Consider the following 25130-nt stretch of genomic DNA (forward strand, 5'->3'; position numbering starts at 1 on the left):
GGTGAAGGCTTCACCGTGTAGAGCGCGGCGTTCGGGGGTGACGAGGTCAGAAGGAGACGGTGCCCCACTCGATGTCGCTGACGCAGAGGTGCTCGTCGTCGCCGCTGTAGAAGACGAACGTGGGGTACTCCCCGCCGTTCTGGGCGGTGGAGGGGTCGAGGCCTTCGAGGTTGATCGTCCACGTGGCCCCGGCAGCGTGCTGCTCTTTCCAGGAGTCACCGGTGAGGCGCTCTGGTTCGCCCGCGGACAGCCCCTCCCACCGCAGTGGATCGCCGATATCGAGGGTGGCGCCTGCGCACGCATCGACATCCGCCTCGCCGGCTTGCACACTCCCGATGATGCGGTCGGTGGTGTCGATCACCCGTTCGCCGTCGGGCCCCCAGATCAGGGCGTTCAGGGAGCAGGCGGTGAGGAGGAGCCCCGTTGCAGCGAGGATGCCGAGGGCAGCGAGGGCACGGCTCGAGTTCATCTGGCGAGCCTACGCGCCAGCCGGAACGCGGTGAACGCTGTCTGCGCGTGGCGCGGGCGCGGCGGGACGCGCATAAACGCTCTCTGCACGCATAAACGCGAGCACACCGCGTTTCTGCTCGCAGAGAGCGTTTATGCGTGACATCGGGGCGCCGTGAGCGACGTCCCGGCGCGATGCGATCGCGCAAGACCGCGCTCAGGCCCCCCGCAGCACCGCCCGCTTCGGGTCGAACAGCGTCGGGGGCAGCATGGCCGACCGCCCGTCGAGGGCGAGGTCGGCGAGGATCTCGCCGACCACCGGCACGAACTTGAACCCGTGGCCGCTGAAACCGCACGCGATCTGGATCTGCTCGTGCAGGGGATGCGCGCCGATGACGAAGTGCTCGTCGGGCGTCACCGAGTACAGGCACGTCTTGGCCTGCACGACGGGTCCGGTGAGGTACGGGAACAGCTGCAGGGCGCGCTCGCGCATCTCGGCGATCTCGTGGTCGTAGACGTTGCGGTCGATCGTGTTCGCCGTGGTGGGGGAGCCCTTGCGGAAGAAGCCGAGCTTCAGGCCGCCGGCGGGGCCGTCGGTCATGGGGAAGCCGTAGATCTGCTGGTTGCCGTGGGTCTCTTCGATGTACACGGGATGCTGCTTGTCGCTGTAGCGCTCGTACGGCACCGCGTCGCTGTACTCGGGCGAGAACCAGTAGAAGATCATGCGGTCGATCGACAGCGGAAGGTTGAGCTCGGGCAGCACCTGCGGCGCCCAGGGGCCGGGAGTGATGACGAGACGGTCGGCGCCGTAGGTGCCCTGCGTGGTCACGACCTCGACGCCGCCGTTCGGGGTCGCCTGCCAGTGCGTCACCGGCTCGTGGAAGCGGAGCGTCGCGCCCTTCTTCGCCGCGACCTGGGCGTTGGCGATCGTGGTCTCCTCGGGGCGGACGTACCCCGCGTTCGCCTCGTACACGGCCACGGCGTCGTCGGCCGGGTTCATCGTGGGGAAGCGTCGGCGGATCTCGTCGGCATCCAGGATCTCGTGCGGCAGGTTGTGCAGCTCGGATGCCTCTTTGCTGCCGCGGAAGGTGATGTCATCCGGGTCGCCGATGTAGATGCCGCCGCAGAGCTCCATGATGTCGCGGCCCGACTCGGCTTCGAGCTTGCGCCAGCCCTCGTACGCGCGCTGCAGCAGCGGCACGTACTCGGGGCTCTCGAAGTACGACTGCCGGATGATGCGCGTGCCGCCGTGCGCGGCGCCCTGGTCGTGGCCTGGCGCGAAGGTCTCCAGGCCCAGGACCTTGGCGCCCCGTTCGGCGAGGGTGTTGGCGGCGGCGCCGCCCATCGACCCGAGGCCCAGGACGATGACGTCGTAGTGCTCCATCGTGATGCTTCCTTCTCGTTTCGGTGCGGATGCCGGCTCAGCGGCGGATCGCGGCCATCTCGGGGTCGAACAGGGGCTCGGTGCGCACGGTCGCGGGCAGGCGCTCGGCGAAGTACTCGATCTCCAGTGTCGTGCCGGGGTCGGCGAGCTCGGGCGGCAGCCACGCGTAGGCGATCGACGCCCCGATCGTGTAGCCCTGGTCGGCGCTGGTGACGTAGCCCACGGCATCCGCTGTTCCGGGGACGAACACGGGCTCTGCGCCCAACACCACCCGGGTCGGGTCGTCGAGCGTGAGCGGGACGAGGCGCGTCGTGACGGGACGCTCGGCGAGGGCGGCCTTGCCGAGGAAGTCGTCTTTGGCCATGCGCACCGCGAAGCTCAGACCCGCCTCGGCAGGGGTGTGCTCGCGAGTCATGTCGTGCCCGAAGGCGCGGTAGCCCTTCTCGAGGCGCAGGGCGTTGAACGCGCGGCGGCCGGCGGCGATGATGCCGTGCGCCTGGCCCGCCTCCCACAGCGCGTCCCAGAGGAACACGGCGTTGTCGGCGCTGACGTACAGCTCCCAGCCGAGCTCACCGACGTAGCTGACGCGCAGGGCGAGCACGCTGACGCCCGCGATGTCGATCTGCTTCGCGCGGAAGAAGCCGAAGCCCTCGTGGGAGACGTCGTCGTGGGTGAGCGACTCCAGCACGGCGCGGGCGTTCGGCCCCCACAGCCCGAGGCCACCCTGGCCGGACGAGAGCGAACGCACCCAGACCCCCTCGGGCGCCTGCGTGGTCAGGTGCACGAGGTCGAGGTTGCCGTTGGTGCCGATCATGTACCGCTCGGTGTCGAGGCGGGTGACGGTGACGTCCGACAGGATGCCGCCCTGCTCGTCGAGCATCATGCCGTAGACGACCCGGCCGATGGCGACGTCGACGTTCGTGGTGAGCAGACGCTGCAGCAGCGCGGTGGTGCCCGGGCCGAAGATCTCGACGCGGGGGAGCGCGGTCAGGTCGTACAGCGCGACCGCGGAGCGGGTGGCGTGCGCCTCGGCCGCGGCGATGGGCGACCAGTTCTGCGCGGCCCAGTCGTCGCGCACCGGCACGGTCTCCAGCTCGTCGACCAGGCCGGCGTTCGCCTCGAACCACAGCGGACGCTCCCAGCCTCCGCCCTCGCCGAAGACGGCGCCGAGCTCTTCGTACCGCTGGTGGAAGGGCGTGCGCCGGAGGCCCCGGAGGCGCTGGGTCGGGGTGTGCGGGTGGCGCACGTCGTACACCTCGTCGTACGACTCGGACGAGCGCTCGCGGGTGAAGCGGCGGCTCACCACCGCGGGGTCGAAGCGGTTGAAGTCGAGGCCGTGGGTGTCGATGCCGGGGTCGCCCGAGACGATCCAGTCGGCGACGACCTGCGCGACACCGGCCGACTGCGTGACCCACACGGCCTGCGCGAGCCACAGGCCGTCGGTTCCGGGGACGGGCCCGAGCATGGGGCCGCCGTCGGGGGTGAACGAGAAGATCCCGTTGTAGCCGGACTCGAACTCCACCCCGCGGAGCTCCGGCAGCAGGCGCTGCGCCTCCTCCCACGACGGGGCGAAGTCATCCCACGTCAGGGGGTGCATGGCCGGGTGCACGCCCGTGGCGGCGAAGGTGTCGGCATCCGCGATCTCGGACTGCTCCAGCGGGATGGGCCGGTGGTTGTAGGCGCCGATGCCGATGCGGTCGACGTACTCGCGGAGGTACAGCGAGAAGTCCTGGTGGCGCAGCATGGGGCGCTTCGCCTCGTCCGTGGGGACGTTCGCGCCCGTGAGCGACGGCACCGGCGCGCTGTAGCCGAAGCCGTGCTCCATGGGCTGCATGGGGAGCTCGAAGCCGAGCAGATCGCGCGCGACGCCCGGACCCCACAGACCCGCGCAGGAGATGACGATGTCGGCGGCCACGAAGTCGGGCTCGGCGGAGCCGGCCGGCACGGGAACGACCTTCACGCCGGTCACCCGCCCGCCGGAACGCTCGATGCCGACGACCCGGGTGTTGCCGACGATGCGGGCACCGCGGTCTTGCGCGCGCTCGGCCTGCCACTGCACGGCGACGGCGCTCTTGACGATGCCGTCGGTGGGCGTGAGGTAGCCGCCGAGGACCCCTGAGACGTCGAGGCCCGGCCAGAGTCGCGCGACCTCGTCGGGGTCGATGAGCTCGCCCGGCACACCCCAGGATGCCGCGAGACCGCGTCGGCGCTTGAGGTCGTGGAAACGCTCTTCGGTGGTGGCGATCTCGAGGCCGCCGACGCGCTTGAGCAGCCACTGTCCGTTCAGCGAGATGCCGTCGAGCTTGTCGAGCGTGCGCTGCGCGAGGTGGGTCATCGTGCGGTCGCCGTTGGTCTGGAAGACGAAGCCGGGCGCGTGGGAGGACGATCCGCCGGTGATGTAGAGCGGACCCTGATCGAACACGGTCACATCGGTGAGGCCGCGCGAGGTCAGCTCGTCGGCGAGGGCGGCGCCGACGACGCCGAGGCCGATGATGACGACGCGGGGAGAACGGGCGGGAGACGAGACCATGCGAAACCTCGAGATCGGGTGCATGCGCACGACAAGACGGCGGGCGCGGGGTGGGGCGGGGGTGCCGGAGGGGGCGCTGACGCGCCCCCTCCGGGTGGAGCGGGTGTTACTTGATGCCCTGGAGCAGCGTGGCGACCTTGTCGGGGTTGTCGTCCACCCACTTCTTGGCCGCGTCCTCGGGCGACATGTTGTCCTTCGCGATGTAGGCCGCGACGGTGTTCTGGTCGTCGTTGGTCCACGAGAAGTTCTGCATCAGCTTCACCGCGGGGGTGTCCTTGGCGGCCCACGCCGACGAGACGATCTTGTCCAGGACGTACGGCGGATAGTCGCAGGCGACCTTCGCCGGGTCGGCGTCGCAGCCGTCGGTGTATTCGGGCAGGGTGATGTGGCCGAGCTTCTGCTCCGAGAAGAACCAGTGCGGCTCGTAGAAGTAGGCCAGCAGCGGCGTGTGGTTGGCCTCCGCCGAGCGGAACGCCTCGATCAGCGCCGCCTCGGAGCCGGCGTAGACGACCTTGTAGTTCAGGCCGAGGTTGGTCACGAGCGCCTCGTCGTTCGTGACGTAGCTGGGGTCGCCGTCGAGCAGCTGCCCCTTGCCGTCGGACTCGCTCGTCTTGAACAGGTCCGCGTACTTGTTGAGGTCTTCCCACGTCTTCAGGTCGGGGTAGGCCTCGGTCATCCACTGCGGGATGAACCAGCCGATGACGCCCTCGTTGCCGGTGGGGCCGAGGTCGACGGCGGTCTTGTCGCCGTCGATGTACTTCTCCTTCAGCGACGCGTGTCCCCAGTTCTCGATGATCGCGTCGACCTCTCCCGTGCCGAAGCCCTGCCAGGCGACCTCCTCCGAGATGGGCTTCTGCGCGACGGTGCAGCCCAGTTCGTTCTCGGCGAGGTACGTGTACACGGCGGCATCCGCGGTGTAACCGACCCAGTTGTTCATGGCCAGGTTGGTGGTGCCGCAGGCGGCGGCGCCACCCGCGTCGGACGAGGTGTCGTTCAACGACGATCCGCAGCCCGCGAGAGCGAGGGCGCTGACGGAGAGGACGGCGAGGGTGGACAGGGTGCGTGTGGCGGCGTGGTGCATGGATACTCCCTTGGTGAGATGCGGTGTCTCGGTCGGTCGGGTCGGGACCCGGTTCATGCGGTAGCGGTGCGGGGTGTTCGGGTGAGGGTGGATCTCCGGAGACGCCGTGCGGGCGCCGCGGGAGCGGTGGACGCGCGAGGTGCGCGGTGGGCGAAGGCCTGGGTCGTGCGGTCCAGCAGCATGCCCCAGATCACGATGGCGAGCCCCGCGGCCAGACCCTTGCCGAACAGCTCGACCTGCACGAAGCCGGCGACGACGAGGTAGCCCAGACCGCCACCGCCGACGAGGCCGCCGATGACGACCATGGCCAGCACGTAGATGAGGGCCTGGTTCACGGCGAGCGTGATCGCGTGCCGGATCATGGGCAGCTGCACCTTGGTGACGTCCTGCCAGGGGCTCGAGCCGGTCGACAGGGCCACCTCACCGAGCGTGTCGGGGAGCTGGCGGATCGCGTCGGCGATGATCTTGATCGCGATCGGGGCGGCGTAGATGACCGCGGCCACGATCGCGGTGAAGCGGTTGGGGCCGAAGAGGCCGAGGAACGGCACGAGGTAGACGAACGCGGGCATGGTCTGCGCGGCATCCAGGATCGGTCGGATGGCCGCATCGACCCGGGCCACGCGGCCCATCCAGACGCCGACGACCAGGGCGATGGCGACGGTGAGGGCCGTGGCCACGAGGGTGGAGGCGAGCGTCACCATCGAGGGGCCCCAGACGCCCAGCAGCCACACCACGAGCATCCCGGCGAGGGTGCCGCCCGCCAGTGCCCAGCGACCGGCGGTGAAGGCGATGACCGTGAACGCCGCCATCACCACGACGATCGGCGACTGCTCCAGCAGGGCCTGCAGCGGGTTGATGAGGGCGGTGGTCACGACTTCCTGCAGGGCGGACGTCGCGCCGCCGATGGTGGCGTTGACCCACGCGGATGCCGCGTTCACGGCGCTCTCGATGACGTCGCCGAACTCGATCTGGCGGGGGAAGACCGCGGCCCACAGCTGCGAGCGCGAGAGCACGATGCCGACGATGACGATCACCGCGCCCACCGCGTAGGCGATACGGCGCGGCCACACGGCGGCGGTGCGCCGCGCCGCGACGACAGCGGGGTCGGCGCGCCGGCCGATCGCCGTCGTCACGCGGTCGAGCACGATCGCGAGCAGCACCACGGCGAGACCGGCGTTGAACGCGCGACCGACGTTGAGCGACTGCAGCGCCTGCACGACGACCTGCCCGAGCCCGGGGGCCGCGATGAGGGCGGCGATCGTGACCATCGACAGGGCGGCCATCGTGGTCTGGTTGATGCCGAGCACGATCGAGGTGCGAGCCAGCGGCAGGACGACCGTCCGCAGGCGCTGGCGCGGGGTCGCGCCGAGGGACGCGACGCTCTCGTCGATGGACTCGGGGATGTCGCGGACGCCGTGCGCGGTGAGGCGGATGACGGGAGGGGCCGCGTAGATGAGGGTCGCGATCACCGCGGCGGCGGGGCCGATGAGGAAGATCAGCGCGAGCGGGGCGAGGTAGACGAAGGTGGGCATCGTCTGCATGAAATCGAGCACCGGGGTCAGCACCCGCTCCACGCGACGCGAACGCCCCGTCCAGATCCCGACGGGGATGCCGATCAGCAGCGAGAAGAACACCGCGGCCAGGGTGATGGCGAGGGTCTGCATGGCCTCGAGATACAACCCCTGCACGCCGATGACGACGAGGAAGCCGACGGTGAGGAGGGCGACGCGGACGTTGCCGAACACCCACGCGATCCAGCCGAAGAGCAGGACGCTGCCCAGCCAGCCGATCTCGGGGTAGCCGAGGCCGTAGGGGGTCGCCGCCAGCAGCGCCAGCAGTGCTTGCACGACGGCGTTGACGACCACGCGCACGCCGTCGAGGGCGAGGAGGACGACGTTGGAGGACCGGTTGTCCGCGACCCAGTTCTTCACGGCGTCGAAGAAGCCGTGCACGTCGTTCAGTGCCGCCATGGGGAGCGTGTCCGTGCCCTGGCCGTGGGCGAGGGCGAACGCGAGCAGCCACAACACCCCGACGCCGATGAGGATGGCGGCCCGTGCGGAGATCCGTCGCGGGCGGGGAGCGGCCTGGAGGGCACCGGCCTCGATCTTGGTGATCTCGACCGTGGTGGGGGCGACGGGGGCGCTCATGACGGATGCCGTTCGCCGGCGACGGCACGAAGCACCGCGTCGCGGTCGACCACGCCGATGACCGTGCCCGTGGCATCCGTCACCCGGACCGGGATGGAGCTGCCGAGGACGATCGGGATCGCGTCGGCGATCACGGTGTCGGCGGGCAGGGCCGGAGCGTCGGGGGCGGTGTCGCCGGGGCGGGCGATCCACTTCAGCGTCAGGACGCTCGCGATCGGCACGTCGGAGACGAAGTCGGCGACGTAGTCGTTGGCGGGGGCGCCCACGAGGTCGGCGCCGGTCCCGATCTGCTGCAATTCGCCATGGCGCATGATGAGGATGCGGTCGCCGAGCTTGAGGGCCTCGGAGAGGTCGTGGGTGACGAAGACCATCGTCTTGCCCATGTCGTGATGAAGCCGCACGATCTCCGCCTGCATGTTGCGGCGGATGAGCGGGTCGAGGGCCGAGAACGGCTCGTCGAACAGCAGCACGTCGGGGTCGCCGGCCAGGGCACGGGCGAGGCCCACGCGCTGCTGCATGCCGCCGGACAGCTGCGAGGGGTAGCGCCACTCGTATCCGTCGAGGCCGACGAGCGAGACCATCTCCAGCGCCCGGGCGCGGCGCTCGGCCTTGCCGACGCCGCGGATCTCGAGTCCGTAGGCGATGTTGTCGACGACGGTGCGGAAGGGGAGGAGACCGAAGTGCTGGAACACCATCGCGGCCTTGGTGCGGCGGAACTCCCGCAGCGGTCCGGGTCCGAGCCCCAGCAGGTCGTCGCCGCGCATGGTGATCGAGCCCGCCGTCGGCTCGATGAGACGGGTCAGGCAGCGGATGAGGGTGGACTTGCCCGAGCCGGACAGGCCCATGATGACGAACACCTCACCGCGACCGACCGTGAAGCTCAGGTCGCGGACGGCCACGACGTTGCCGGTGCGCTCGAGGATCTCGGCGGTGCTCAGGTCGGCGAAGTCCGGGTTGTCGATGACTTTTTCGGGGTTGTTTCCGAAGACCTTCCAGAGGCCGTCGACCGCGAAGTCCGCGACGCCGGCTGCGGCGGAGCTGTGAAGGGGTGGTGCCGTGATGGTGCTCATCGGTGGGGCTCCCATTCGTTGAGGAGGGCGTCAGGGCTTCGCCGGGGCGAACCAGTGCTGGGGTTTCGGGTCGAGGTTCTGGTACACGTGCCGGGTCTCGCGGTACTCGTCCAAGCCGGCCAGGCCGAGCTCGCGGCCGTTACCCGACTGGCCGAATCCGCCCCACTCCGCCTGCGGCAGGTAGGGGTGGTAGTCGTTGATCCACACCGTGCCGTGGCGCAGGCTGCTCGCCACGCGCTGGGCGCGGCCGGCATCCTGGGTCCACACCGCGCCGGCGAGTCCGTACGGGGTGTCGTTGGCGATGCGCACGGCCTCGGCCTCGTCGCGGAAGGTCTCGACGGTCAGGACGGGACCGAAGCTCTCCTCGCGCACGACGCTCATCGAGCCGTCGCAGCGGTCGAGGACCGTGGGCAGGTAGTAGAAGCCGTCGGCGAGGGCGTCGTCGGTCGGCGCGTGGCCGCCGCAGCGCAGGACCGCGCCCTCGGCGACACCGGCCTGCACGTAGGCGTCGACCTTGTCGCGGTGGGCGGCCGAGATGAGCGGGCCCGTCTCGGCATCCGCGTCGAAGGGGCCGCCGAGGCGGATGTGCTGCGCGCGCTCGACGAGGGCGTCGACGAAGGCGTCGTGGAGCGACTCCTCGACCACGAGCCGGGCTCCGGCCGAGCACACCTGGCCGCTGTGCAGGAAGATCGCGGTGAGCGCGAAGTCGACCGCGGTGTCGAAATCCGCGTCGGCGAAGACGATGTTGGGGTTCTTGCCGCCGAGCTCGAGCGCGACGCGCTTGATGCTCTGGGCGGCGGCGGCCATGACGCGCCGGCCCGTCGCGAGGCCTCCGGTGAAAGACACGAGGTCGACGTCGGCGTGGGTGGTGAGCACCTCGCCGACGTCGGCGCCCGTGCCCGTGACGAGATTCGCCACGCCCGCCGGTAGCCCCGCCTCGGTGAGCGTGTCCATCAGGAGCATCGCGGTCGAGGGGGTCAACTCGCTGGGCTTGAGGACGAACGTGTTGCCCGCCAGCAGCGCCGGGGCGACCTTCCACGCGGCCTGCAGAAGCGGGTAGTTCCACGGGGTGATGAGGCTGCAGACCCCGACGGGGGCGTACTCGATACGGCTGCGGGTCGATTCGCTCCCGGTGTCGACGAGTCGCCCCGGGTGCGCGCCGGCCTGGCTCGCGTAGTAGCGGAAGCACGCCACGATGTCGGCCATGTCGTAGCGCGCCTCGACGATGCGCTTGCCGGTGTCCCGGGCCTCGGCCTCGGCGTAGATCTCCGCGTCGCGTTCGATGAGGTCGGCGACGCGTTCGAGCAGCCGCCCGCGCTCGCGCTCGGGGGTTTCGCTCCACGCGCCTGATCGCCAGGCCGAGGATGCCGCGGCGACCGCGTCGGCGGCATCCTGCGCATCGCACTCGGTCACGGTGGCGACGAGCGTGCCGTCGGCGGGGCAGCGGATCTCGCGGGTAGCGGGGGAGTGCGGCTCGCGCCAGGCTCCGCCGATGTACAACGAGGAGGTCATGCGGTCACGCCCACCTTCGCCGGGCCGTCTGCCACGTAGTAGGGCAGCTCCTCGGCGGCCAGCGGCTTCACGCCGCGGATGAGGTCGGCCGCCTTCTCGGCGATCATCATGACGGGCGCATAGATGTTGGCGTTCGTCACGAACGGCATGACCGAGGCATCCACGATCCGAAGCCCCGTCGTACCGTGCACGCCCATGGTGAGGGGGTCGGTGACGGCCATCGGGTCGTCGGCGGGCCCCATCTTGGCCGTGCCACAGGGGTGCAGCGCCGTCTCGGCCTCGCGGCCGACCCACTCGAGGATCTCCTCGTCGGTGCTCACCTCGGCACCGGGGGCGATCTCGCCGCCGTTGAAAGGGGCGAGCGCCGGCTGCGACAGGATGTCGCGGGCCACGCGCACGGCCTCGACCCACTCGCGGCGGTCGTTCTCGGTGCTGAGGTAGTTGAAGACGAGCTCGGGGTGCTCGGTCGGGTCGGTGGAGCGGATGCGCAGGCGCCCGATCGTGTCGGCGTACATGGGTCCGACGTGCACCTGGAAGCCGTGCTTCACGTCGGCGATCTGCCCGTCGTAGCGCACCGCCACCGGCAGGAAGTGGAACATCAGGTTCGGCCAGCGCACCTCGTCGTTCGAGCGCACGAACCCGCCGCCCTCGAAGTGGTTGGTCGCCGCGGGGCCCTTGCGCCCGAGCAGCCATTTCAGTCCCGTCAGCGGCATGCTGAGCGGCCGCAGGTAGGGCTGCATCGACACCGGCTGCGTGGCCTCGTGCTGGATGTAGACCTCGAGGTGGTCCTGCAGGTTCTCGCCGACGCCCGGCAGATCGACGATGACCGGGATGCCGAGCGACTCGAGCAGGTCTGCCGGGCCGACGCCCGAGAGCTGCAGCAGCTGCGGGGTGTTGATCGAGCCGCCGGCGAGCACGATCTCGTTGCCGCGTACGGTGTGCGTGCGCCCGTTGCGGCGGTACTCCACGCCGACGGCGCGCGTTCCTTCGAATAGGATGCGGGTGGCCAGCGCCCGGGTCTTCACGGTGAGGTTCTTGCGGCGCCGCCACACGGGGCGGACGTACGCACGGGATGCCGAGAGCCGGCGGCCGTGGCGCACGTTGCGGTCGAAGGGCCCGAAGCCCTCCTGCCGGAAGCCGTTGACGTCGTCGGTGCGGGGGTAGCCCGCCTGCTCCGCGGCGTCGAAGAACGCCTGGAAGAGGGGGTTGGTGGCGGGGCCCTTCTCGAGTTCGAGGGGACCGTCGTGACCGCGGTGGGGGTCGCCGGCGGCGGCAGCCAAGGCGTTCTCCATGCGCTTGAAGTAGGGGAGGCAGTGCGCCCAGTTCCACGTCTCGAGGCCCGGCTGCTCGCCCCAGCGCTCGTAGTCGAGCGGGTTGCCGCGCTGGAAGATCATGCCGTTGATCGACGAGGAACCGCCGAGCACCTTGCCGCGCGCGTGGGCAACGCGGCGCCCGTGCATGTGGGGCTCGGGCTCGGACTCGTACTTCCAGTCGTAGAGGGCGTGGCCGCTCGGGAAGGTGAGGGCGGCGGGCATCTGGATGAAGAGGTCCCACGGGTAGTCGCTGCGTCCCGCCTCGAGCACGAGCACCCGCGACTGCGGGTCGTCGGACAGGCGGCGGGCGAGCACGCTTCCGGCGCTTCCGCCGCCGACGACGATGTAGTCGTAGGTCGTGGAGTTCTCGCGACGAGTGGTCATGGCATCCTCGGGTCCGGTGTTGCGCTGAAAGAAACTGCTGTGCGTTGGACGCAACAGTAAAGGGAGCGACGGGATCGGACGAGGCGTTTCGAGGGGCCGTGACGCACTGTTTACACGGCCGTTACGCTCGGCGGGGATGCGAGTCGATCATGTTGCGTGTTGCTCAATACGCATTGTGTTGCGCACTGCGATGCAATAGCGTCGCGGCCACGACAACTTCACACGCGCCGATCGAACCCCCGCGGGAGAGCCCGCGTCCCACCCGGACGCGGCGCCGAAGGAGCAAGCCCTCCCCGCACAATCTCTCAGGCCCAAGACCGCGGGGGCGAGGCGCACTCTGGAAAGCAGGCTCCGCCTGCGCCCACGGTGAAAGCCGCCACCCGCGGTGAAGCTCTCAGGCCCGATGACAGAGCGGGGAGGTGACCCACCCGATCGCCGCGCCCGCGGCACGACAGGGAGCCTCCCACCATGACCGTTCTGTCCCCGACCACCGCCGCCAGCCTCCTCACCGCTCCGCTCGCCGAGATCGACCCGGCCGTCGCCGCGGCCCTCGACGCCGAGCGCGACCGCCAGCGCGACACCCTCGAGATGATCGCCTCCGAGAACTTCGCCCCGCTCTCCGTCATGCAGGCGCAGGGGTCGGTGGCCACCAACAAGTACGCCGAGGGCTACCCCGGCCGCCGCTACTACGGCGGATGCGAGCACGTCGACGTGATCGAGCGCTTGGCGATCGAGCGCGTGTGCGGTCTGTTCGGTGCCGCGTACGCGAACGTGCAGCCCCACTCCGGCGCTCAGGCCAACGCCGCGGTGCTGTTCGGCCTGCTGCAGCACGGCGACACCATCCTCGGCCTCGACCTCGCCCACGGCGGCCACCTCACGCACGGAATGCGCCTCAGCTACAGCGGCAAAGCCTTTGATGCGGTCGCGTACCACGTGGATGCCACGGGCGCGGTCGACATGGACGAGGTCGCCGCCCTCGCCCGCGAGCGCCGGCCGAAGCTCATCATCGCCGGCTGGTCGGCCTACCCCCGCCAGCTCGACTTCGCCGCCTTCCGGGCCATCGCCGACGAGATCGGCGCGTACCTGTGGGTCGACATGGCGCACTTCGCCGGTCTCGTGGCCGCGGGCGTGCACCCCAACCCCGTGCCGCACGCGCACGTGGTCACCTCCACCACACACAAGACCCTCGGCGGCCCGCGCGGCGGCATCGTGCTGACGAACGATGCCGACATCGCCAAGAAGATCGACCGTGCCGTCTTCCCCGGTCTGCAGGGTGGCCCGCTCGAGCACGTCATCGCGGCCAAGGCCGTGTCGTTCCTCATCGCCGCGGGTGACGAGTTCGCCGACCGCCAGCGCCGCACCCTCCGTGGGGCTCACATCATCGCCGAGCGCCTCACGCAGCCCGACGTCGTGGCCGAGGGCGTGCGCGTGCTCACCGGTGGCACCGACGTGCACCTGCTGCTGGTCGACCTGGTCGAATCGCCCCTCGACGGCAAGCAGGCCGAGGACCGCCTGCATGAGGTGGGCATCACCGTCAACCGCAACTCGGTCCCCAACGACCCGCGCCCGCCGATGGTCACCTCGGGGCTGCGGATCGGGACGCCCGCTTTGGCCACGCGCGGCTTCGACGACGAGGACTTCGCCGCCGTCGCCGACGTCATCGCCGAGGCCCTGCGGGCAGAGATCTCGCCCGAGCGAATCGCCGAGCTTCGCGGTCGCGTGGCCGCCCTGGCATCCGCTCACCCGCTCTACGAGGGCGCCGTCTGATGGTCGTCAGCGCGTTCGACCTCTTCTCGATCGGGGTCGGTCCCTCGAGCTCGCACACGGTCGGGCCGATGCGGGCGGCCCTGACGTTCGCCGAGCGCCTGCGGGATGCCGGGCAGCACGAGCGCGTGGTCCGCGTGCGCATCGACCTGCTCGGCTCGCTCGGCGCCACGGGACGCGGCCACGCCTCCGACCGCGCCGTGCTGATGGGGCTCGAGGGGCACCGGCCCGAGTCGTGCGACCCCGACCTGCTGCGCGATATCGAGGAGCGCGTGCGCGCCGACGGCATGCTCTGGCTGCTCGGCACGCACCCGGTCTCGTTCGACGTGGATGCCGACCTCGTGCTCGACGGCCGGCGCTCGTTGCCGTTCCACCCGAACGCGGTCGTGTTCACGGCATCCGATGCGAGCGGCGCTGTTCTCGCGGAGGAGACCTTCTATTCGGTGGGCGGCGGGTTCGTCGTGACCGAGGCCGAGGCGGGGGGCTCCCGATCCCACGAGGAGGTCTTCGTCGCACACCCCTTCCGCACCGCCGACGACCTGCTCGCGCGCTGCGACGAGACGGGCCTGTCGATCGCCGAGATCGCGTTCGAGAACGAGCTCGCCCACCGCGACGGGGATGCCGTGCGCGCGGGGCTGCGGGCCATCTGGGACGTGATGAGCGGATGCATCGAGCGCGGTGTTTCGACCCCCGGGGTGCTCCCCGGCAGGCTCCGGGTGCCCCGTCGCGCCCACGACCTCGCGCGGCAACTCGCCGACGAGGCCGGCTCGACCGACGGCCTGCGAGGGACCGACTGGCTGACGCTGTTCGCCATGGCGGTCAACGAAGAGAACGCCGCCGGCGGGCGCGTCGTCACCGCCCCCACGAACGGGGCGGCCGGAGTCATCCCCGCCGTCCTGGCCTACTACCGACGGTTCGTACCCGGAGCAGACGACGAGGGGATCATGACGTTCCTCCTCACGGCCGCCGCGATCGGCTCCATCTACAAGGAGACCGCGTCGATCTCGGGAGCGGAGGTGGGATGCCAGGGCGAGGTGGGCTCGGCCTGCTCGATGGCGGCCGCGGGTTTCGCCGCCGTCCTCGGCGGAACGCCCCGCCAGATCGAGAACGCCGCCGAGATCGGCATGGAGCACCACCTCGGCATGACGTGCGACCCGATCGGCGGTCTCGTGCAGATCCCCTGCATCGAGCGCAACGGCGTCGCGGCGGTCAAAGCCGTGACGGCGGCTCGCACAGCTCTTCGCGGGGACGGCACCCACATCGTGTCGCTCGACAACGTCATCCAGACCATGCGGCAGACCGGCGCCGACATGAACGACAAGTACAAGGAGACCTCGCGTGGCGGCCTCGCCGTCAACGTCGTGGAGTGCTGACGCCCTTCAGCGCGCGAGAACCCCGTCTCTTGTCCACAGAATCGCGCGCATGTCCCTACGGGCATGTGGCCTTCGCTAGCTTGTCCGCCACGGAATATGCCCCGCGGGGCGCGAGGAGAGGGCGGAACAATGGCGGAATCACGAAACCAGCCGGTGCTTGGACGACCGACCGGCGCGTTCGTCGGGGCGTCGTGGGTGGCGCTCGGGCTCGGAGCGTCGGTGTACGTCGTGGGCCTCTACAACGCACGGATGCTGCTGTCGGAGAAGGGGTTCTTCCTCGCCGTGTTCCTGCTCGGCCTCTTCGCGGCGCTCTCGGTGCAGAAGGCCGTTCGTGACCGTGCCGAAGATGTGCCGGTCACGGGCGCCTACCTCGGCGTGGCGTGGGCCATGCTGCTCGCGGCTCTCACCCTGATGACCGTCGGGCTGTGGAATGCCGAGCTGCTGCTGTCGGAGAAGGGGTTCTACGGCATCGGTTTCGCGATGAGCCTGTTCGCCGTGGTGGCGGTGCAGAAGAACGTGCGCGATCTCGCCGCGTTCCGTCGTGCGCATCCTGACGCCACACCCGCGAATCGCCCGGTGTTCCCGTCGGCGGCCTGACCGGTTATGCGCGGCACCCGAGGTCGCGGCATTGCTGAGCCGGTCGCGATGCGCGCAGCCACGGCTGCGCGCGGCCTCTCACCGTCGCTCGAGGCACACGAGCCGCGCCCGATCGTCCCATGAGGGCACAGGCTCGAAGCCGAACCGACGGTAGAGCCGGGTGGCGGGCTCGCGCCAGTCCCACACCGACAGGCGCACGGGCGGCACGGCACCGTCGACCGCGGCGGCGACGAGTGTCGCTCCCACGCCGTGCCCGCGGGCGCGCGGCGTCGTCCACAGGCGCGAGATGTCGGTCGCCGTCGGCGATACGGGACGACCACCACGCCCCCTCGAGGCGCTGATCGCCATGCGTGAAGCGCGTCGGTCCGCGACGCGGTGCTCGAGCATGTGCGCGGTCACTCGGGTCACGCGCTGAACTCGTGGGTCGATGACCGTGCCGTGCGCGCCTCGCAGCATGCGGCGAAGAGCGATGAGCTCATCTGGACGTCGCCGCGTGGCCTCGACCGCCTCGATGTGGCCTCGGCGCCGCCGCATTCGGCGGCCGACCGCAACGGGCGGTGAGCCCCGCCCTCACCGGTGTGCGATCTCTCGTCGAGGTTGCGCCGGTGGGTTCACGCCACCTTCGCCCGGCACGTTCACCCGGGTCGGTCACGGATGCCGCGAAGCAGCGGATGATCTCCGACCTGATGGGCTGGCATCATGTCACCTTCGAAACGACGACGGGTGGACTGGCAGCAGGATCGCGATAACGGTCCCTCGGCCTTCCGCCGCCGCACGGTGCTGACAGCGACCGCGTGGTCGATCCCCGTGCTCTCTCTCTCGGCCGCCCTTCCTGCGCATGCCGCAACCTCGGATGCCGTCTTGGTCAGCCTCTCGTTCGACTCGCCGGGGGTGCTTCGCGGGTGCATGGTGCGAGCGATCGCGACCGTCGTCACTTCGTCCGGCGCTCCGGTCGCCGGTGCTTCGGTGGTGTTCACACCCGATTCCGGCGCCACCGTGTTGGGTTCGCGCAGCGCGACCACCGATGGATCCGGCCGGGCCGCGGTGCTGATCGATATCTCGCTCGCCAACGATCCCGGAATGCACGCGGTGACCGCCACCAGCCAGGGGCGATCGAGCAGCGCCACCTACGAGGTCGTGGTGTCCCCGCGCTCGGCCCCCTTCGACTGGCGGGCGCGTGCCATCGCCTACGACGCGTTCGTCTACGACTGGTCGCAGCCAGGGGAGTACCCCACGATCGCCCGCGACACGACGCATCGGAACATGGATGCCGAGACCTACAAGATGCCGTCGTACTACGGTCAGCCGATTCCCGGGGACGGCGGCCAGGAAGCCATCACCCAGCTGCCGTCGGTCGTGGGCGCCACCCTCGTCGGGATCGACAAATCCGACCAGGGCGGACGCGACTACGTCGACATGTGCCGGACCTTCTTCCAACCGCGCATCGGAGTCGGGCTGAACAACCCGGGCTCGGGCGGCGGCGGTCAGGACTCCTTCTGGTACCCGGCGACCGCGAACTTCATGCTCAGCGCCCTGGCGATGTTGTATCCGCGAGCCGCCCACTACGACGACATCTTCCGCTCCATCGCCGACAAGCACGAGGCGATGGTGCGTGCTTTGGGGGGATCTGTCGCCGACTTCACCGGCCAGGGCTTCGACTTCGAGACCATGACGCTCTCGCGCGGCTCTCGAAACGAAGGGGGTGACGCTGCTGCCGCCACGGCGGTCATCCTCATGTGGGCACATTCCCGCTTTGGCGACGCCCGATACCTCGAGGCCGCGCAGTGGGCGCTCGGCTACCTCGATCGCAGTTCGCAGAGCCTGAACTACGAGTGGGCGACCCTGCTCGCTCCGTCGGCCGCCGCTCGCCTGAATGCGACGGCGGCGTCGAGCTTCGACGTGCGCAAGCACCTGATGTTCGTCTTACAGCAGTCGTCGGCCCGTTGGGGGTGGGGCACGATTACGGGCTCCTGGTCGGGTTACGACGTCTGGGGCCTGCAGGGCAGCGTCACCGACGGCAGCGGGTACGCGTTCGCGATGGGCTCGTTCGCGACGGCTTTCCTCGCGCCGACGGTGAAGTACGACGTCCGGTACGTCGATCTCGTCGGGCCCCTTCTGGCGAGCGTGGCCGACGCCGCGCGTTTCTTCTACGCCGATCACATCTCCACGACGAAGCAGATCTACGGCACGCGCTTCTCGGCCTCGCCCGCGAAGGTCATCGCCTATGAAGGTTTCCGCGCGCAAGAGGCGGGCGTGCGTCCGCGGGCGACGGGTGACCCATCGGCGTACGGTCGCCAATGGGGTCTGCCACCGCAGACCACCGACCTCGGGCTCTACGGCTCCGGATGGGTCGGCATCTTCGCCTCGACTGTCGAGATCGTGCGCAGCGGTCTGGTGCGCATCGACGTCGACGCGCTCGACCTCGGAGCCGGCGACGGATTGCGACGATCCGTCTACGTGAACACCGCGACAAGCGGTATCGATGTCGCCGTTCCCGTGCACGGTTCCTGCGCGCTGTACGACGTTCTGACCGACACCGTGCTCACCGATGACGCGAGCGGACAGGCGTCCATACCCCTTCCGCCGGGAGCGGCGCGTCTCGTCGTCGAGTTGCCGCCGCATCCTCGACTCGAGCGGCGTGGCGGACGAACGTTCTTCGGCAACGCCGTCGTGAACTATCGCGCGGCGGTTCCCGATGAGGCGGCGGGCCGACCCGTCACGGCCTCCTCGACCGCACCGGATTCCCGCGTCGACAACGTGGTGGATGACGAGCCCTCCACCTCGTGGACATCTGCTCAGGCATCGGACCAATGGCTCAGTGTGGATCTGCGGGAGGTGCGATTCGTCTCGACGGTGAGCATCGACTGGGTTCGCGCTGCCCGGTCCGTTCGCGTCGATTCGTCGACGGACGGATCGACGTGGTCCCAGGCCGTCACGGTGCAAGCCACGCCAGGGACGCAGTCGATCTCCTTCCCCGCGATCTTCGCGCGTTTCGTCCGCCTGTCGGCGATGACGGCCGTTGACGGGACGGCGGTGTCGATCTCTTCGCTGCGCGTGACCTCGGATGACCTCGCCGCGCGAGCGCTCACCGTCGCGAGTACCTCGGTCAACGCCAATACCGGGCAGATGGTCACGGACGGCGATGCTGGTACGCGGTGGGAGTCGGGCTCCGGCGATACCCAGTGGATTCTCGTCGATCTGGGGCACATACAGACGGTGAACCGCGTCCTGTTGTGGTGGGAGACCGCGTCGGCGAAGTCCTACCGCATCGACTCTTCTCTCGACGCGGTCACCTGGGCGACCTCCTTCTCCACCCGATCGTCGTCGGGTGGTCGCGAGACGGTCGACATCGCCCCCGTGCGCGCGCGGTTCCTCCGTGTTTTCTGCCTCGAGCGCAACACGCAATGGGCGTATTCCATCATCGCTCTGGGGGTCTTCGCAGCCGTCGGCAGCTGACCCGCGAATGGGCGATCGATATCACGCACGTTCGTGCGGCGAACGAAGGAGCGGGTGAACCGCGGCGCCGGGCCACGCAGAATCCCGGCGAGATCGGCGAGGGAGGGAAAACCGGATTGGTTGGCTGGCCGTGGGGGGCTCGCCTGTTTCCCCTCCCTCGCTTAGAAAGCTGTCGCCATGGTTGCTCCCTCCACGCCCGCTTCCTCCACGATCGCGCCGTCATCGGCGGCTGCTCCGTCCCTCTCCCGTCGCACCGTCGTGGCGGCGGGTGTCTGGGGTGCACCGGCGGTGTCCCTGGCCGCCGCCGGCCCGGCATTCGCCTCCGCCTCCGGCCAGTCGCGGGTCACGATGACCGGGCCCACGGGTGGTGTGTCGCCGACCGGAGCTGTTCCCCTGACGGTGACCGTCACCGATGCAAGCGGCACGCCGATGGCCGGAGAGACCGTCACCCTGAGCGGTCCGGCGTCGGCATCCTTCGTCAGCACCTCTGGCGTGACCGACGGAACCGGTCGATTCGCCACGTCGTTCTCGCTCGACAAGCCGTGGATCACCCCCGGAACGACCATCACGATCACGGCGATCGTCGCCGGCACGTCCACACCCCAGGCCTTCACGGTGTTGGGGTCGGATGTGTTGGTGTCGGGGGTGAATGATCGGGGGCAGTTGGGGACGGGGTCTTCTTCTGTGGTGTCGACGCCGGTGCAGTCGTCGACGGTGTTCCCGTCGCCGGTTTCGAGCGTGGTGGGTGGGATTGGTTTCTCGTTCGCGTTGCTGGAGGACGGGTCGGTGTGGGGTGCCGGCTTGAACGGTGATGGACAACTGGGTGTGGGAGACACGGCGGTTCACTCGACGTGGGTGAAGGTGCCGTTGCCGAAGACGGCGACGCAGATTGCGGCGACGGATTCCAGCGGGTACGCGTTGCTCAGCGACGGGACGGTTTACGGGTGGGGTGGGAACGACGGCGGGCGTCTCGGAACCGGCAACACGACGTCGTCGAAAGTCCCGGTGCGGGTGCCGAACGTGTCGGGGATCACGCAGATCGCCGCGGGCGGGGCGTATCTGGCGGTGCTGGATGCGAACAAGTCGGTGTGGATGTGCGGGTGGAACGTGTCGGGTGAGCTCGGGACGGGAGACAAGAACGATCGCTATTCGATGACGAACGTGTCAGGCGTATCGAACGTCGATCAGATCGCCGCGGGCTATCACTTCATGCTGGCCCGGGTGGGTGACAAGGTGTGGTCGTGGGGTGCGAACGACTGCGGTCAGCTCGGTGTGGGGGATCAGAACGGGAGGCTGAGCCCGGTGCAGATACCGGGTCTGTCGGGTGTGGTGTCGGTGGCGGCGTCGGCGGATGCCGGTGTTTCGCGGTGTTGTCGTCGGGTCAGGCGGTGTCGTGGGGGCGTAATGACACGGGGCAGCTCGGTCAGGGCGATGCGAAGGATGTGACGTCGCCGGAGCCGAGCGTGCTCACGCCGAAGAACATGCCGTACACCAACGTGGCGTCGCTGGTCGGTACCAACAACGGTGGTGTCGCGACGCTGACCGATGGGTCGGTGAAGGTGTGGGGTTTGAACACCGCGGGTCAGTGCGGTGATGGGACGACGGATTCGCCGCGTGGGTGGGGTGTGACGCCGAAGTCGACGAACTCGCCGTACTCGGCCGTGGTGAACTCCCCGTACGGCTCATCCACCACCCAAGGCCTCTTCCTGCGCGCCTCCAGTCGTGCGACGGTCGTCGATGTCGCGAATCCGGCTGTGTCGGCGGGTACGACCGAGGCGGTGACGGTGAAGGTCACGGCCGGGACCGAGCCGATCGTCAACACCGCGGTCGCCCTGTCCGCGTCCAGCGGAGCCGTGCTCACACAGTCGTCGGGAACCACCGACGCGAACGGTGCTTTCTCGACGACGGTCACTCCCGGCGCGTGGACGACGCCGGGAACGGTCGTGACGGTCAAGGCGTCGTCGAGCGCCGGAGCCGGCTTCGACTCCTTCGCGGTTCTGGGATCCGACCTCCTGGTGAGTGGTCAGAACGCGCATGGCGAACTCGGCATCGGGTCGACGGCATCCGTTCTGACGCCGAGCCAGTCGTCGCGGGTGTTCCCCGCTCCGGTGAAGAGCGTCGCGGGAGGGAATGGCTTCTCCTTCGCGGTCCTCACCGACGGCTCGGTGTGGGGCGCAGGGCAGAACAACGCCGGTCAGCTCGGCCTGGGTGACACCACCGACCGCGCCACGTGGGCGCGGGTGAGCCTCGCCAAGACCGCGACCGCGGTAGCCGCAACGGACGGCAGCGGGTACGCGTTGCTCTCCGACGGAACCGTCTGGGGCTGGGGAAGCAACAGCTCGGGACGCCTCGGGACTGGCGACCAGAACGGCACGACCTCGCCCATCCAGGTCAAGAACGCCCGCAACATCAAGCAGATCGCAGCCGGGGGCGCTTTCCTCGCCGTCCTCGACGCGAACGGTGATGTGTGGACGTGCGGATGGAACGTCGGAGGCGAGCTCGGAACCGGCGACACGGGCGATCGGTATTCGTTGACGAAGGTCAGCGGCGTCACGAATGTCACGCAGATCGCTGCCGGCTACCACTTCATGATGGTGCGGGTCGGCGCGAACGTGTGGGTTTGGGGCGACAACGGCTACGGCCAATTGGGCGACGGCACGCAGACGCGTCGGCTGTCCCCGGTCCAGGTGCCCGGTCTGTCCAACATCGTCTCCATTTCGGCTGCGGCCGACACGGCGTTCGCGGTGACCTCGAGCGGGCAGGCGCTGTCGTGGGGGCGCAACGACTTTGGACAGCTCGGCCAGGGACCCGCGCAAGACGTGAGCCAGCCGGTTCCTTCGGTGCTGACACCCAAGAACACCCCGTTTACCAACGTCGCGACCCTCGTCGCGATGAACAACGGCGGTGTGGTCAAGCTGACCGATGGTTCCTTCCGCACGTGGGGGAAGAACGACGCGGGCCAGAACGGCGACGGAACGACCGACAGCCCGCACGGCTGGGCGGTACAGCCCAGCGCGGCGAACAGCGCTTTCTCGGCGATTCTCAACTCTCCGTACAGCACCGCCTCGACGTCGGGGCTGTTCCTGCGGGCGCGGCGATGACACGGGAAGTCAGACGGGCTCTGTGAACAGCTGAACCGCGCGACGGAGCGGGTGGGGTCGGGCTGTTCGATTCTCATCCGCTCCGTCACGCGTCGTCGCCGACACGGACGCCGCTGCTGACTCCCGTCAGCTCCCGAGCACCTCGGCCTCGATCCGGTGCACGTCCCGGTCGGCGATTCGAGGCGTCAGCACGCGCCCGCCGCGAGCGAAGCGGACCGGCCGGGAGCCGACGCGGTCGGTGGGTCGCTGGGGCCGACGATGAGGCCGGCGCGGGCGAGCAGAGCGCGGCCACCCGCGCGAGCCGTGGGCGAGGGCTCGGCGTGCGCCTTGGCATCCGCGTACCGGTCGAGGGGCGCGAGGTGCTCACGCAGCGTCGACGGAGCAGGTCAGCCGACGGTGAAGTCGCCGATTCGGGTGATTCCGTCTGTGGCGTAGACGGGAATGGTGTGCGCGATCCCCTCGTTCCGCCTCTGCCACTCGAGGGCATCTTGCGGTGAGCTGAAGGAGCGCTGCGCGGTGGTGCCGTCGGCGTCTTCGAGGTCGCTCCGGCGCACATAGCCCTGCCCGCCGTCGTCGGCAATGACGGCGATGAGGTCCGGGTCTCCGTTCTCATTGATGACGCCGTAGCTCTGCCCCTGCTCGTTGATCGCCCAGTCGGTGGTTGTTGCGGTCGCGTAAGTGGCGGTCATCGACCAGCGCGCATCCGGTGATGCCGTGATCTGAACCCTGCCGTCCATGACGTTTGAGAGAGGGAAGAGCGACGGTGCGATGCCCGGTTCGATTCCTGTTCCGAAGTCGGTCGAGGAGCAGCTGAGGCTCGAGCCGTCAGGGAAGCTGAAGTGGCCCGGGGTGAGGCATCGCAGCGAGATCACGACGCCGTTTGCGTTCTCGGGAGCTGCACCGAGATCGAGCGAACCGCTCCCGGTGAAGGTGCCGGTGGCCGTGGTGCTGATCGTGGTGATCTCCATCGCTCCGGGGAGGGGAAGGAGGCCGGTGGCGGCGGCGGTCGCGGTGCCGGCGAACAAGGCGAGGGCTGTGACTCCTCCGCCGAGCCACCACCGGCGCCGTGTCGATGTGACCCGGGCGGCAGTGTCGATGTGGTCAATGAGAGCGGTTCGGAAGGCGCCGGCGAAGTCGTCGCTCATCTGCGGGACGGTCATGACGGTTCTCCTAGCGTTGCCTGGAGGTACAGGTCGAGGGTGGGATGCCCGAGGTGTTCGCGCAGGGCGGTCCGCGCACGGTGCAGCCTTGTCCGGGTCGTGCCGGCGCTCAACCCGAGCACGGGTGCGGCATCGGTAGGGCTGTAACCCTCGATCATCACGAGCGTGACCAGGTGTAGGTCGGGCGGGGAGAGCCGCGCCAACGCCTCAGCGAGGCGCTGGTCTGCGAGTTCGTCGCTCAGAGCGACGTCCTCCGCTGACCGGTGATGTTCTCCATGAGGAAGAGCGTCGAGCAGGGCGCGGTAGCGGCGGCGGCTTCGGGTGAGGTTCCGTGCGGTGTTGGTCGTGGTGACCAGCAGCCAAGGAAGGACCGACCCCTCGATGAGTCGCACGGACCCGCGTCGACGCCACAGCTCAAGGAACGCGATCGCTGTTGCGTCCTCGGCATCGTGGGTGTCGACCAGGAGACGGTACGCGTGTCTGAAGACGCGGGCGCGATGCCGATCGAAGATCAGCCCGAATGCCGCGCCATCTCCGGAAGAGCCTCGCTCCCACGTCTCTGCGTCACCACTCTCGGTCGCGTCCATACTCAGTAGTGTCCGGGCTGCCTCGCAGCGTTACGGTACGACGGGTCTCGTCTGCTGGCCCGATCGAACGTCTTTGCCCGCGCAGCAAGACAGCGTGTCGAGTGCTGACGCCCCTCAGCGTCCGAGCACCCCGCCCACCCGAGCACCCCGCTCACCGTCGCTCGAGGCACACGAGCCCCGCCCGATCGTCCCATGAGGGCACGGGCTCGAAGCCGAACCGACGGTAGAGCCGGGTGGCGGGCTCGCGCCAGTCCCACACCGACAGGCGCACGGGCGGCACGGCACCGTCGACCGCGGCGGCGACGAGTGTCGCTCCCACGCCGTGCCCGCGGGCGCGCGGCGTCGTCCACAGGCGCGAGATGTCGGTCGCCGTCGGTGATGTGGCGACGACCACCATGCCGCAGTCTTCTGCGCCGACCGAGGCGATCAGCACGCGGCTGTCGCGGAACGCGGTGGCCGGTTCGGCGATCTCGCGCGCGTACCGCTCGGGAAGCGGTGCGTCCGCCGCAGTCAGCCCCCGCTCGACCTTCTCCCTCTCCGTCTGGCGCAGGTACGCCCCGACCAGGGCGGAGACGACGTCCGTGTCGCGCGGGAACACGGCGGTGCGTACCGTCACGGCCGGTGCTGTCACGACGGCTGCCCGTGCGTCGGGGAAATCCCGTGGCGTCCGTGCATCACTCACTCGTGCACGACCCCCCTCGTGGCCCGTCCAGTCTCGGCGCAGCACGCTGTAGGCGACGGATGCCACTGGTTCGGCCCCGTCGACCGGCCACCCGTCGCGGTAATACGCCTCCTGCACCCACCCGCAGCGATCGAAGGTGCGGCGCATCGCATGGTTGTCCTCGCGCGTCTGGCCCTCGAAGCGGATCACGGCGGGCCGCTCGCGGAACACTCGGTCCACGGCCGCGGACAGGGCTCTCGCGCCGAGGCCGTGTCCACGCCACGCCTCAGCGAGACGCAGGTCGACCATCGCGGTCGCGTCGGCGAGATCGTCGAGACGCATCAGGCCCACGCGACCCCGCTCGTCGTCGTCGATCCACAGGCTCTCGGTCGTCTCATCGCCCCACGCTCCGGCGTCGATCGCCTCATGGACCTCCGCCGCTGTCGGCCGGACACGCACATGGAAGGGGAAGGCATTACGGGTGAGGAACGCGACGAGACTCTCGCGGTCTGCTCCGGCGGCGTCGAGGAGTGTCAGGCGCAGACTCATGCCCCCCACCGTAG

18 protein-coding genes and 2 riboswitches are annotated in these 25130 nt (G+C 69.5%); of the genes, 6 read left to right on the plus strand and 12 right to left on the minus strand.

Annotation, left to right across the window (positions count from 1 at the left end):
* Positions 1-46 precede the first annotated feature (46 nt).
* The 8 genes from QE412_RS16520 to betA all read right to left on the minus strand — a co-directional run bounded on the left by QE412_RS16520 (position 47) and on the right by betA (position 11868).
* Positions 47-469 (minus strand): hypothetical protein, encoded by a 423-nt coding sequence (locus tag QE412_RS16520; RefSeq protein ID WP_307486466.1) that lies wholly within the window; start codon positions 467-469, stop codon positions 47-49.
* Positions 470-664: 195 nt separating this feature from the next.
* Positions 665-1831: an N-methyl-L-tryptophan oxidase gene (solA, locus tag QE412_RS16525; protein WP_307486469.1), complete on the minus strand. Its 1167-nt coding sequence runs from the start codon at positions 1829-1831 to the stop codon at positions 665-667.
* A 37-nt stretch (positions 1832-1868) separates the two neighbouring features.
* Positions 1869-4361, minus strand: a complete 2493-nt coding sequence (locus tag QE412_RS16530; RefSeq protein ID WP_307486471.1) for a GcvT family protein — start codon at positions 4359-4361, stop codon at positions 1869-1871.
* A 106-nt stretch (positions 4362-4467) separates the two neighbouring features.
* Positions 4468-5442 (minus strand): ABC transporter substrate-binding protein, encoded by a 975-nt coding sequence (locus tag QE412_RS16535; RefSeq protein WP_307486474.1) that lies wholly within the window; start codon positions 5440-5442, stop codon positions 4468-4470.
* A gap of 53 nt (positions 5443-5495) precedes the next feature.
* Positions 5496-7589, minus strand: a complete 2094-nt coding sequence (locus QE412_RS16540; protein WP_307486477.1) for an ABC transporter permease subunit — start codon at positions 7587-7589, stop codon at positions 5496-5498.
* The gene (locus QE412_RS16545) at positions 7586-8659 is read right to left on the minus strand and encodes a quaternary amine ABC transporter ATP-binding protein (RefSeq protein ID WP_307486480.1); all 1074 of its coding nucleotides are present in this window, start codon (positions 8657-8659) and stop codon (positions 7586-7588) included. The genes QE412_RS16540 and QE412_RS16545 overlap by 4 nt, the downstream gene beginning before the upstream one ends.
* A gap of 30 nt (positions 8660-8689) precedes the next feature.
* On the minus strand, positions 8690-10171 hold the full coding sequence (locus QE412_RS16550) for an aldehyde dehydrogenase family protein (RefSeq protein ID WP_307486483.1): 1482 nt from the start codon (positions 10169-10171) through the stop codon (positions 8690-8692).
* Entirely contained in the window at positions 10168-11868 is a 1701-nt protein-coding gene (gene betA / locus QE412_RS16555; protein ID WP_307486487.1) for a choline dehydrogenase, read from the minus strand. The genes QE412_RS16550 and betA overlap by 4 nt, the downstream gene beginning before the upstream one ends.
* Positions 11869-12100: 232 nt before the next feature.
* Positions 12101-12198, plus strand: a riboswitch (glycine riboswitch).
* Position 12199: 1 nt separating this feature from the next.
* Positions 12200-12288, plus strand: a riboswitch (glycine riboswitch).
* 48 nt (positions 12289-12336) lie between these two features.
* On the opposite strand from betA, the gene glyA reads away from it, so the two are divergent.
* The 3 genes from glyA to yiaA all read left to right on the plus strand — a co-directional run bounded on the left by glyA (position 12337) and on the right by yiaA (position 15602).
* On the plus strand, positions 12337-13635 hold the full coding sequence (gene glyA / locus QE412_RS16560) for a serine hydroxymethyltransferase (RefSeq protein ID WP_307486491.1): 1299 nt from the start codon (positions 12337-12339) through the stop codon (positions 13633-13635).
* Positions 13635-15005 (plus strand): L-serine ammonia-lyase, encoded by a 1371-nt coding sequence (locus QE412_RS16565; RefSeq protein WP_307486496.1) that lies wholly within the window; start codon positions 13635-13637, stop codon positions 15003-15005. The genes glyA and QE412_RS16565 overlap by 1 nt, the downstream gene beginning before the upstream one ends.
* Positions 15006-15134: 129 nt before the next feature.
* Positions 15135-15602 (plus strand): inner membrane protein YiaA, encoded by a 468-nt coding sequence (yiaA, locus tag QE412_RS16570; RefSeq protein WP_307486499.1) that lies wholly within the window; start codon positions 15135-15137, stop codon positions 15600-15602.
* A 78-nt stretch (positions 15603-15680) separates the two neighbouring features.
* Here the strand turns inward: yiaA and QE412_RS16575 are convergent, their stop codons facing one another.
* On the minus strand, positions 15681-16010 hold the full coding sequence (locus QE412_RS16575) for a GNAT family N-acetyltransferase (protein WP_307486502.1): 330 nt from the start codon (positions 16008-16010) through the stop codon (positions 15681-15683).
* Positions 16011-16301: 291 nt separating this feature from the next.
* On the opposite strand from QE412_RS16575, the gene QE412_RS16580 reads away from it, so the two are divergent.
* From QE412_RS16580 to QE412_RS16590, 3 genes are all read left to right on the plus strand, one after another.
* Positions 16302-19058: a discoidin domain-containing protein gene (locus QE412_RS16580; protein WP_307486505.1), complete on the plus strand. Its 2757-nt coding sequence runs from the start codon at positions 16302-16304 to the stop codon at positions 19056-19058.
* Between the two features lie 177 nt (positions 19059-19235).
* Positions 19236-20504 carry an RCC1 domain-containing protein gene (locus QE412_RS16585; RefSeq protein WP_307486509.1) on the plus strand — a complete coding sequence of 423 codons (1269 nt, stop codon included), beginning with the start codon at positions 19236-19238 and terminating at the stop codon, positions 20502-20504.
* Positions 20501-22159: an RCC1 domain-containing protein gene (locus QE412_RS16590; RefSeq protein WP_307486513.1), complete on the plus strand. Its 1659-nt coding sequence runs from the start codon at positions 20501-20503 to the stop codon at positions 22157-22159. The genes QE412_RS16585 and QE412_RS16590 overlap by 4 nt, the downstream gene beginning before the upstream one ends.
* A gap of 386 nt (positions 22160-22545) precedes the next feature.
* Here QE412_RS16590 and QE412_RS16595 read toward each other — a convergent pair whose 3' ends face one another.
* From QE412_RS16595 to QE412_RS16605, 3 genes are all read right to left on the minus strand, one after another.
* The gene (locus tag QE412_RS16595) at positions 22546-23319 is read right to left on the minus strand and encodes a hypothetical protein (protein ID WP_307486515.1); all 774 of its coding nucleotides are present in this window, start codon (positions 23317-23319) and stop codon (positions 22546-22548) included.
* Complete coding sequence (locus QE412_RS16600; RefSeq protein ID WP_307486518.1) at positions 23316-23906, minus strand: RNA polymerase sigma factor; 591 nt, start codon at positions 23904-23906, stop codon at positions 23316-23318. The genes QE412_RS16595 and QE412_RS16600 overlap by 4 nt, the downstream gene beginning before the upstream one ends.
* Positions 23907-24057: 151 nt before the next feature.
* Complete coding sequence (locus QE412_RS16605) at positions 24058-25116, minus strand: GNAT family N-acetyltransferase (RefSeq protein WP_307486521.1); 1059 nt, start codon at positions 25114-25116, stop codon at positions 24058-24060.
* Positions 25117-25130 lie beyond the last annotated feature (14 nt).

Source organism: Microbacterium trichothecenolyticum, assembly GCF_030818955.1.
Classification (GTDB): Bacteria; Actinomycetota; Actinomycetes; order Actinomycetales; family Microbacteriaceae; genus Microbacterium; species Microbacterium trichothecenolyticum_B.

Excerpts from the sequence above, each read along its gene's own strand:
- QE412_RS16580 (WP_307486505.1), top strand. The coding sequence starts at position 16,302 with ATGTCACCTTCGAAACGACGACGGGTGGACTGGCAGCAGGATCGCGAT.
- glyA (WP_307486491.1), top strand. The coding sequence starts at position 12,337 with ATGACCGTTCTGTCCCCGACCACCGCCGCCAGCCTCCTCACCGCTCCG.
- QE412_RS16565 (WP_307486496.1), top strand. The coding sequence starts at position 13,635 with ATGGTCGTCAGCGCGTTCGACCTCTTCTCGATCGGGGTCGGTCCCTCG.
- QE412_RS16585 (WP_307486509.1), top strand. The coding sequence starts at position 19,236 with ATGGTTGCTCCCTCCACGCCCGCTTCCTCCACGATCGCGCCGTCATCG.
- QE412_RS16520 (WP_307486466.1), bottom strand. The coding sequence starts at position 469 with ATGAACTCGAGCCGTGCCCTCGCTGCCCTCGGCATCCTCGCTGCAACG.
- QE412_RS16605 (WP_307486521.1), bottom strand. The coding sequence starts at position 25,116 with ATGAGTCTGCGCCTGACACTCCTCGACGCCGCCGGAGCAGACCGCGAG.
- QE412_RS16545 (WP_307486480.1), bottom strand. The coding sequence starts at position 8,659 with ATGAGCACCATCACGGCACCACCCCTTCACAGCTCCGCCGCAGCCGGC.
- QE412_RS16530 (WP_307486471.1), bottom strand. The coding sequence starts at position 4,361 with ATGGTCTCGTCTCCCGCCCGTTCTCCCCGCGTCGTCATCATCGGCCTC.
- QE412_RS16600 (WP_307486518.1), bottom strand. The coding sequence starts at position 23,906 with ATGGACGCGACCGAGAGTGGTGACGCAGAGACGTGGGAGCGAGGCTCT.
- betA (WP_307486487.1), bottom strand. The coding sequence starts at position 11,868 with ATGACCACTCGTCGCGAGAACTCCACGACCTACGACTACATCGTCGTC.
- QE412_RS16550 (WP_307486483.1), bottom strand. The coding sequence starts at position 10,171 with ATGACCTCCTCGTTGTACATCGGCGGAGCCTGGCGCGAGCCGCACTCC.
- yiaA (WP_307486499.1), top strand. The coding sequence starts at position 15,135 with ATGGCGGAATCACGAAACCAGCCGGTGCTTGGACGACCGACCGGCGCG.
- QE412_RS16540 (WP_307486477.1), bottom strand. The coding sequence starts at position 7,589 with ATGAGCGCCCCCGTCGCCCCCACCACGGTCGAGATCACCAAGATCGAG.
- solA (WP_307486469.1), bottom strand. The coding sequence starts at position 1,831 with ATGGAGCACTACGACGTCATCGTCCTGGGCCTCGGGTCGATGGGCGGC.
- QE412_RS16595 (WP_307486515.1), bottom strand. The coding sequence starts at position 23,319 with ATGACCGTCCCGCAGATGAGCGACGACTTCGCCGGCGCCTTCCGAACC.
- QE412_RS16535 (WP_307486474.1), bottom strand. The coding sequence starts at position 5,442 with ATGCACCACGCCGCCACACGCACCCTGTCCACCCTCGCCGTCCTCTCC.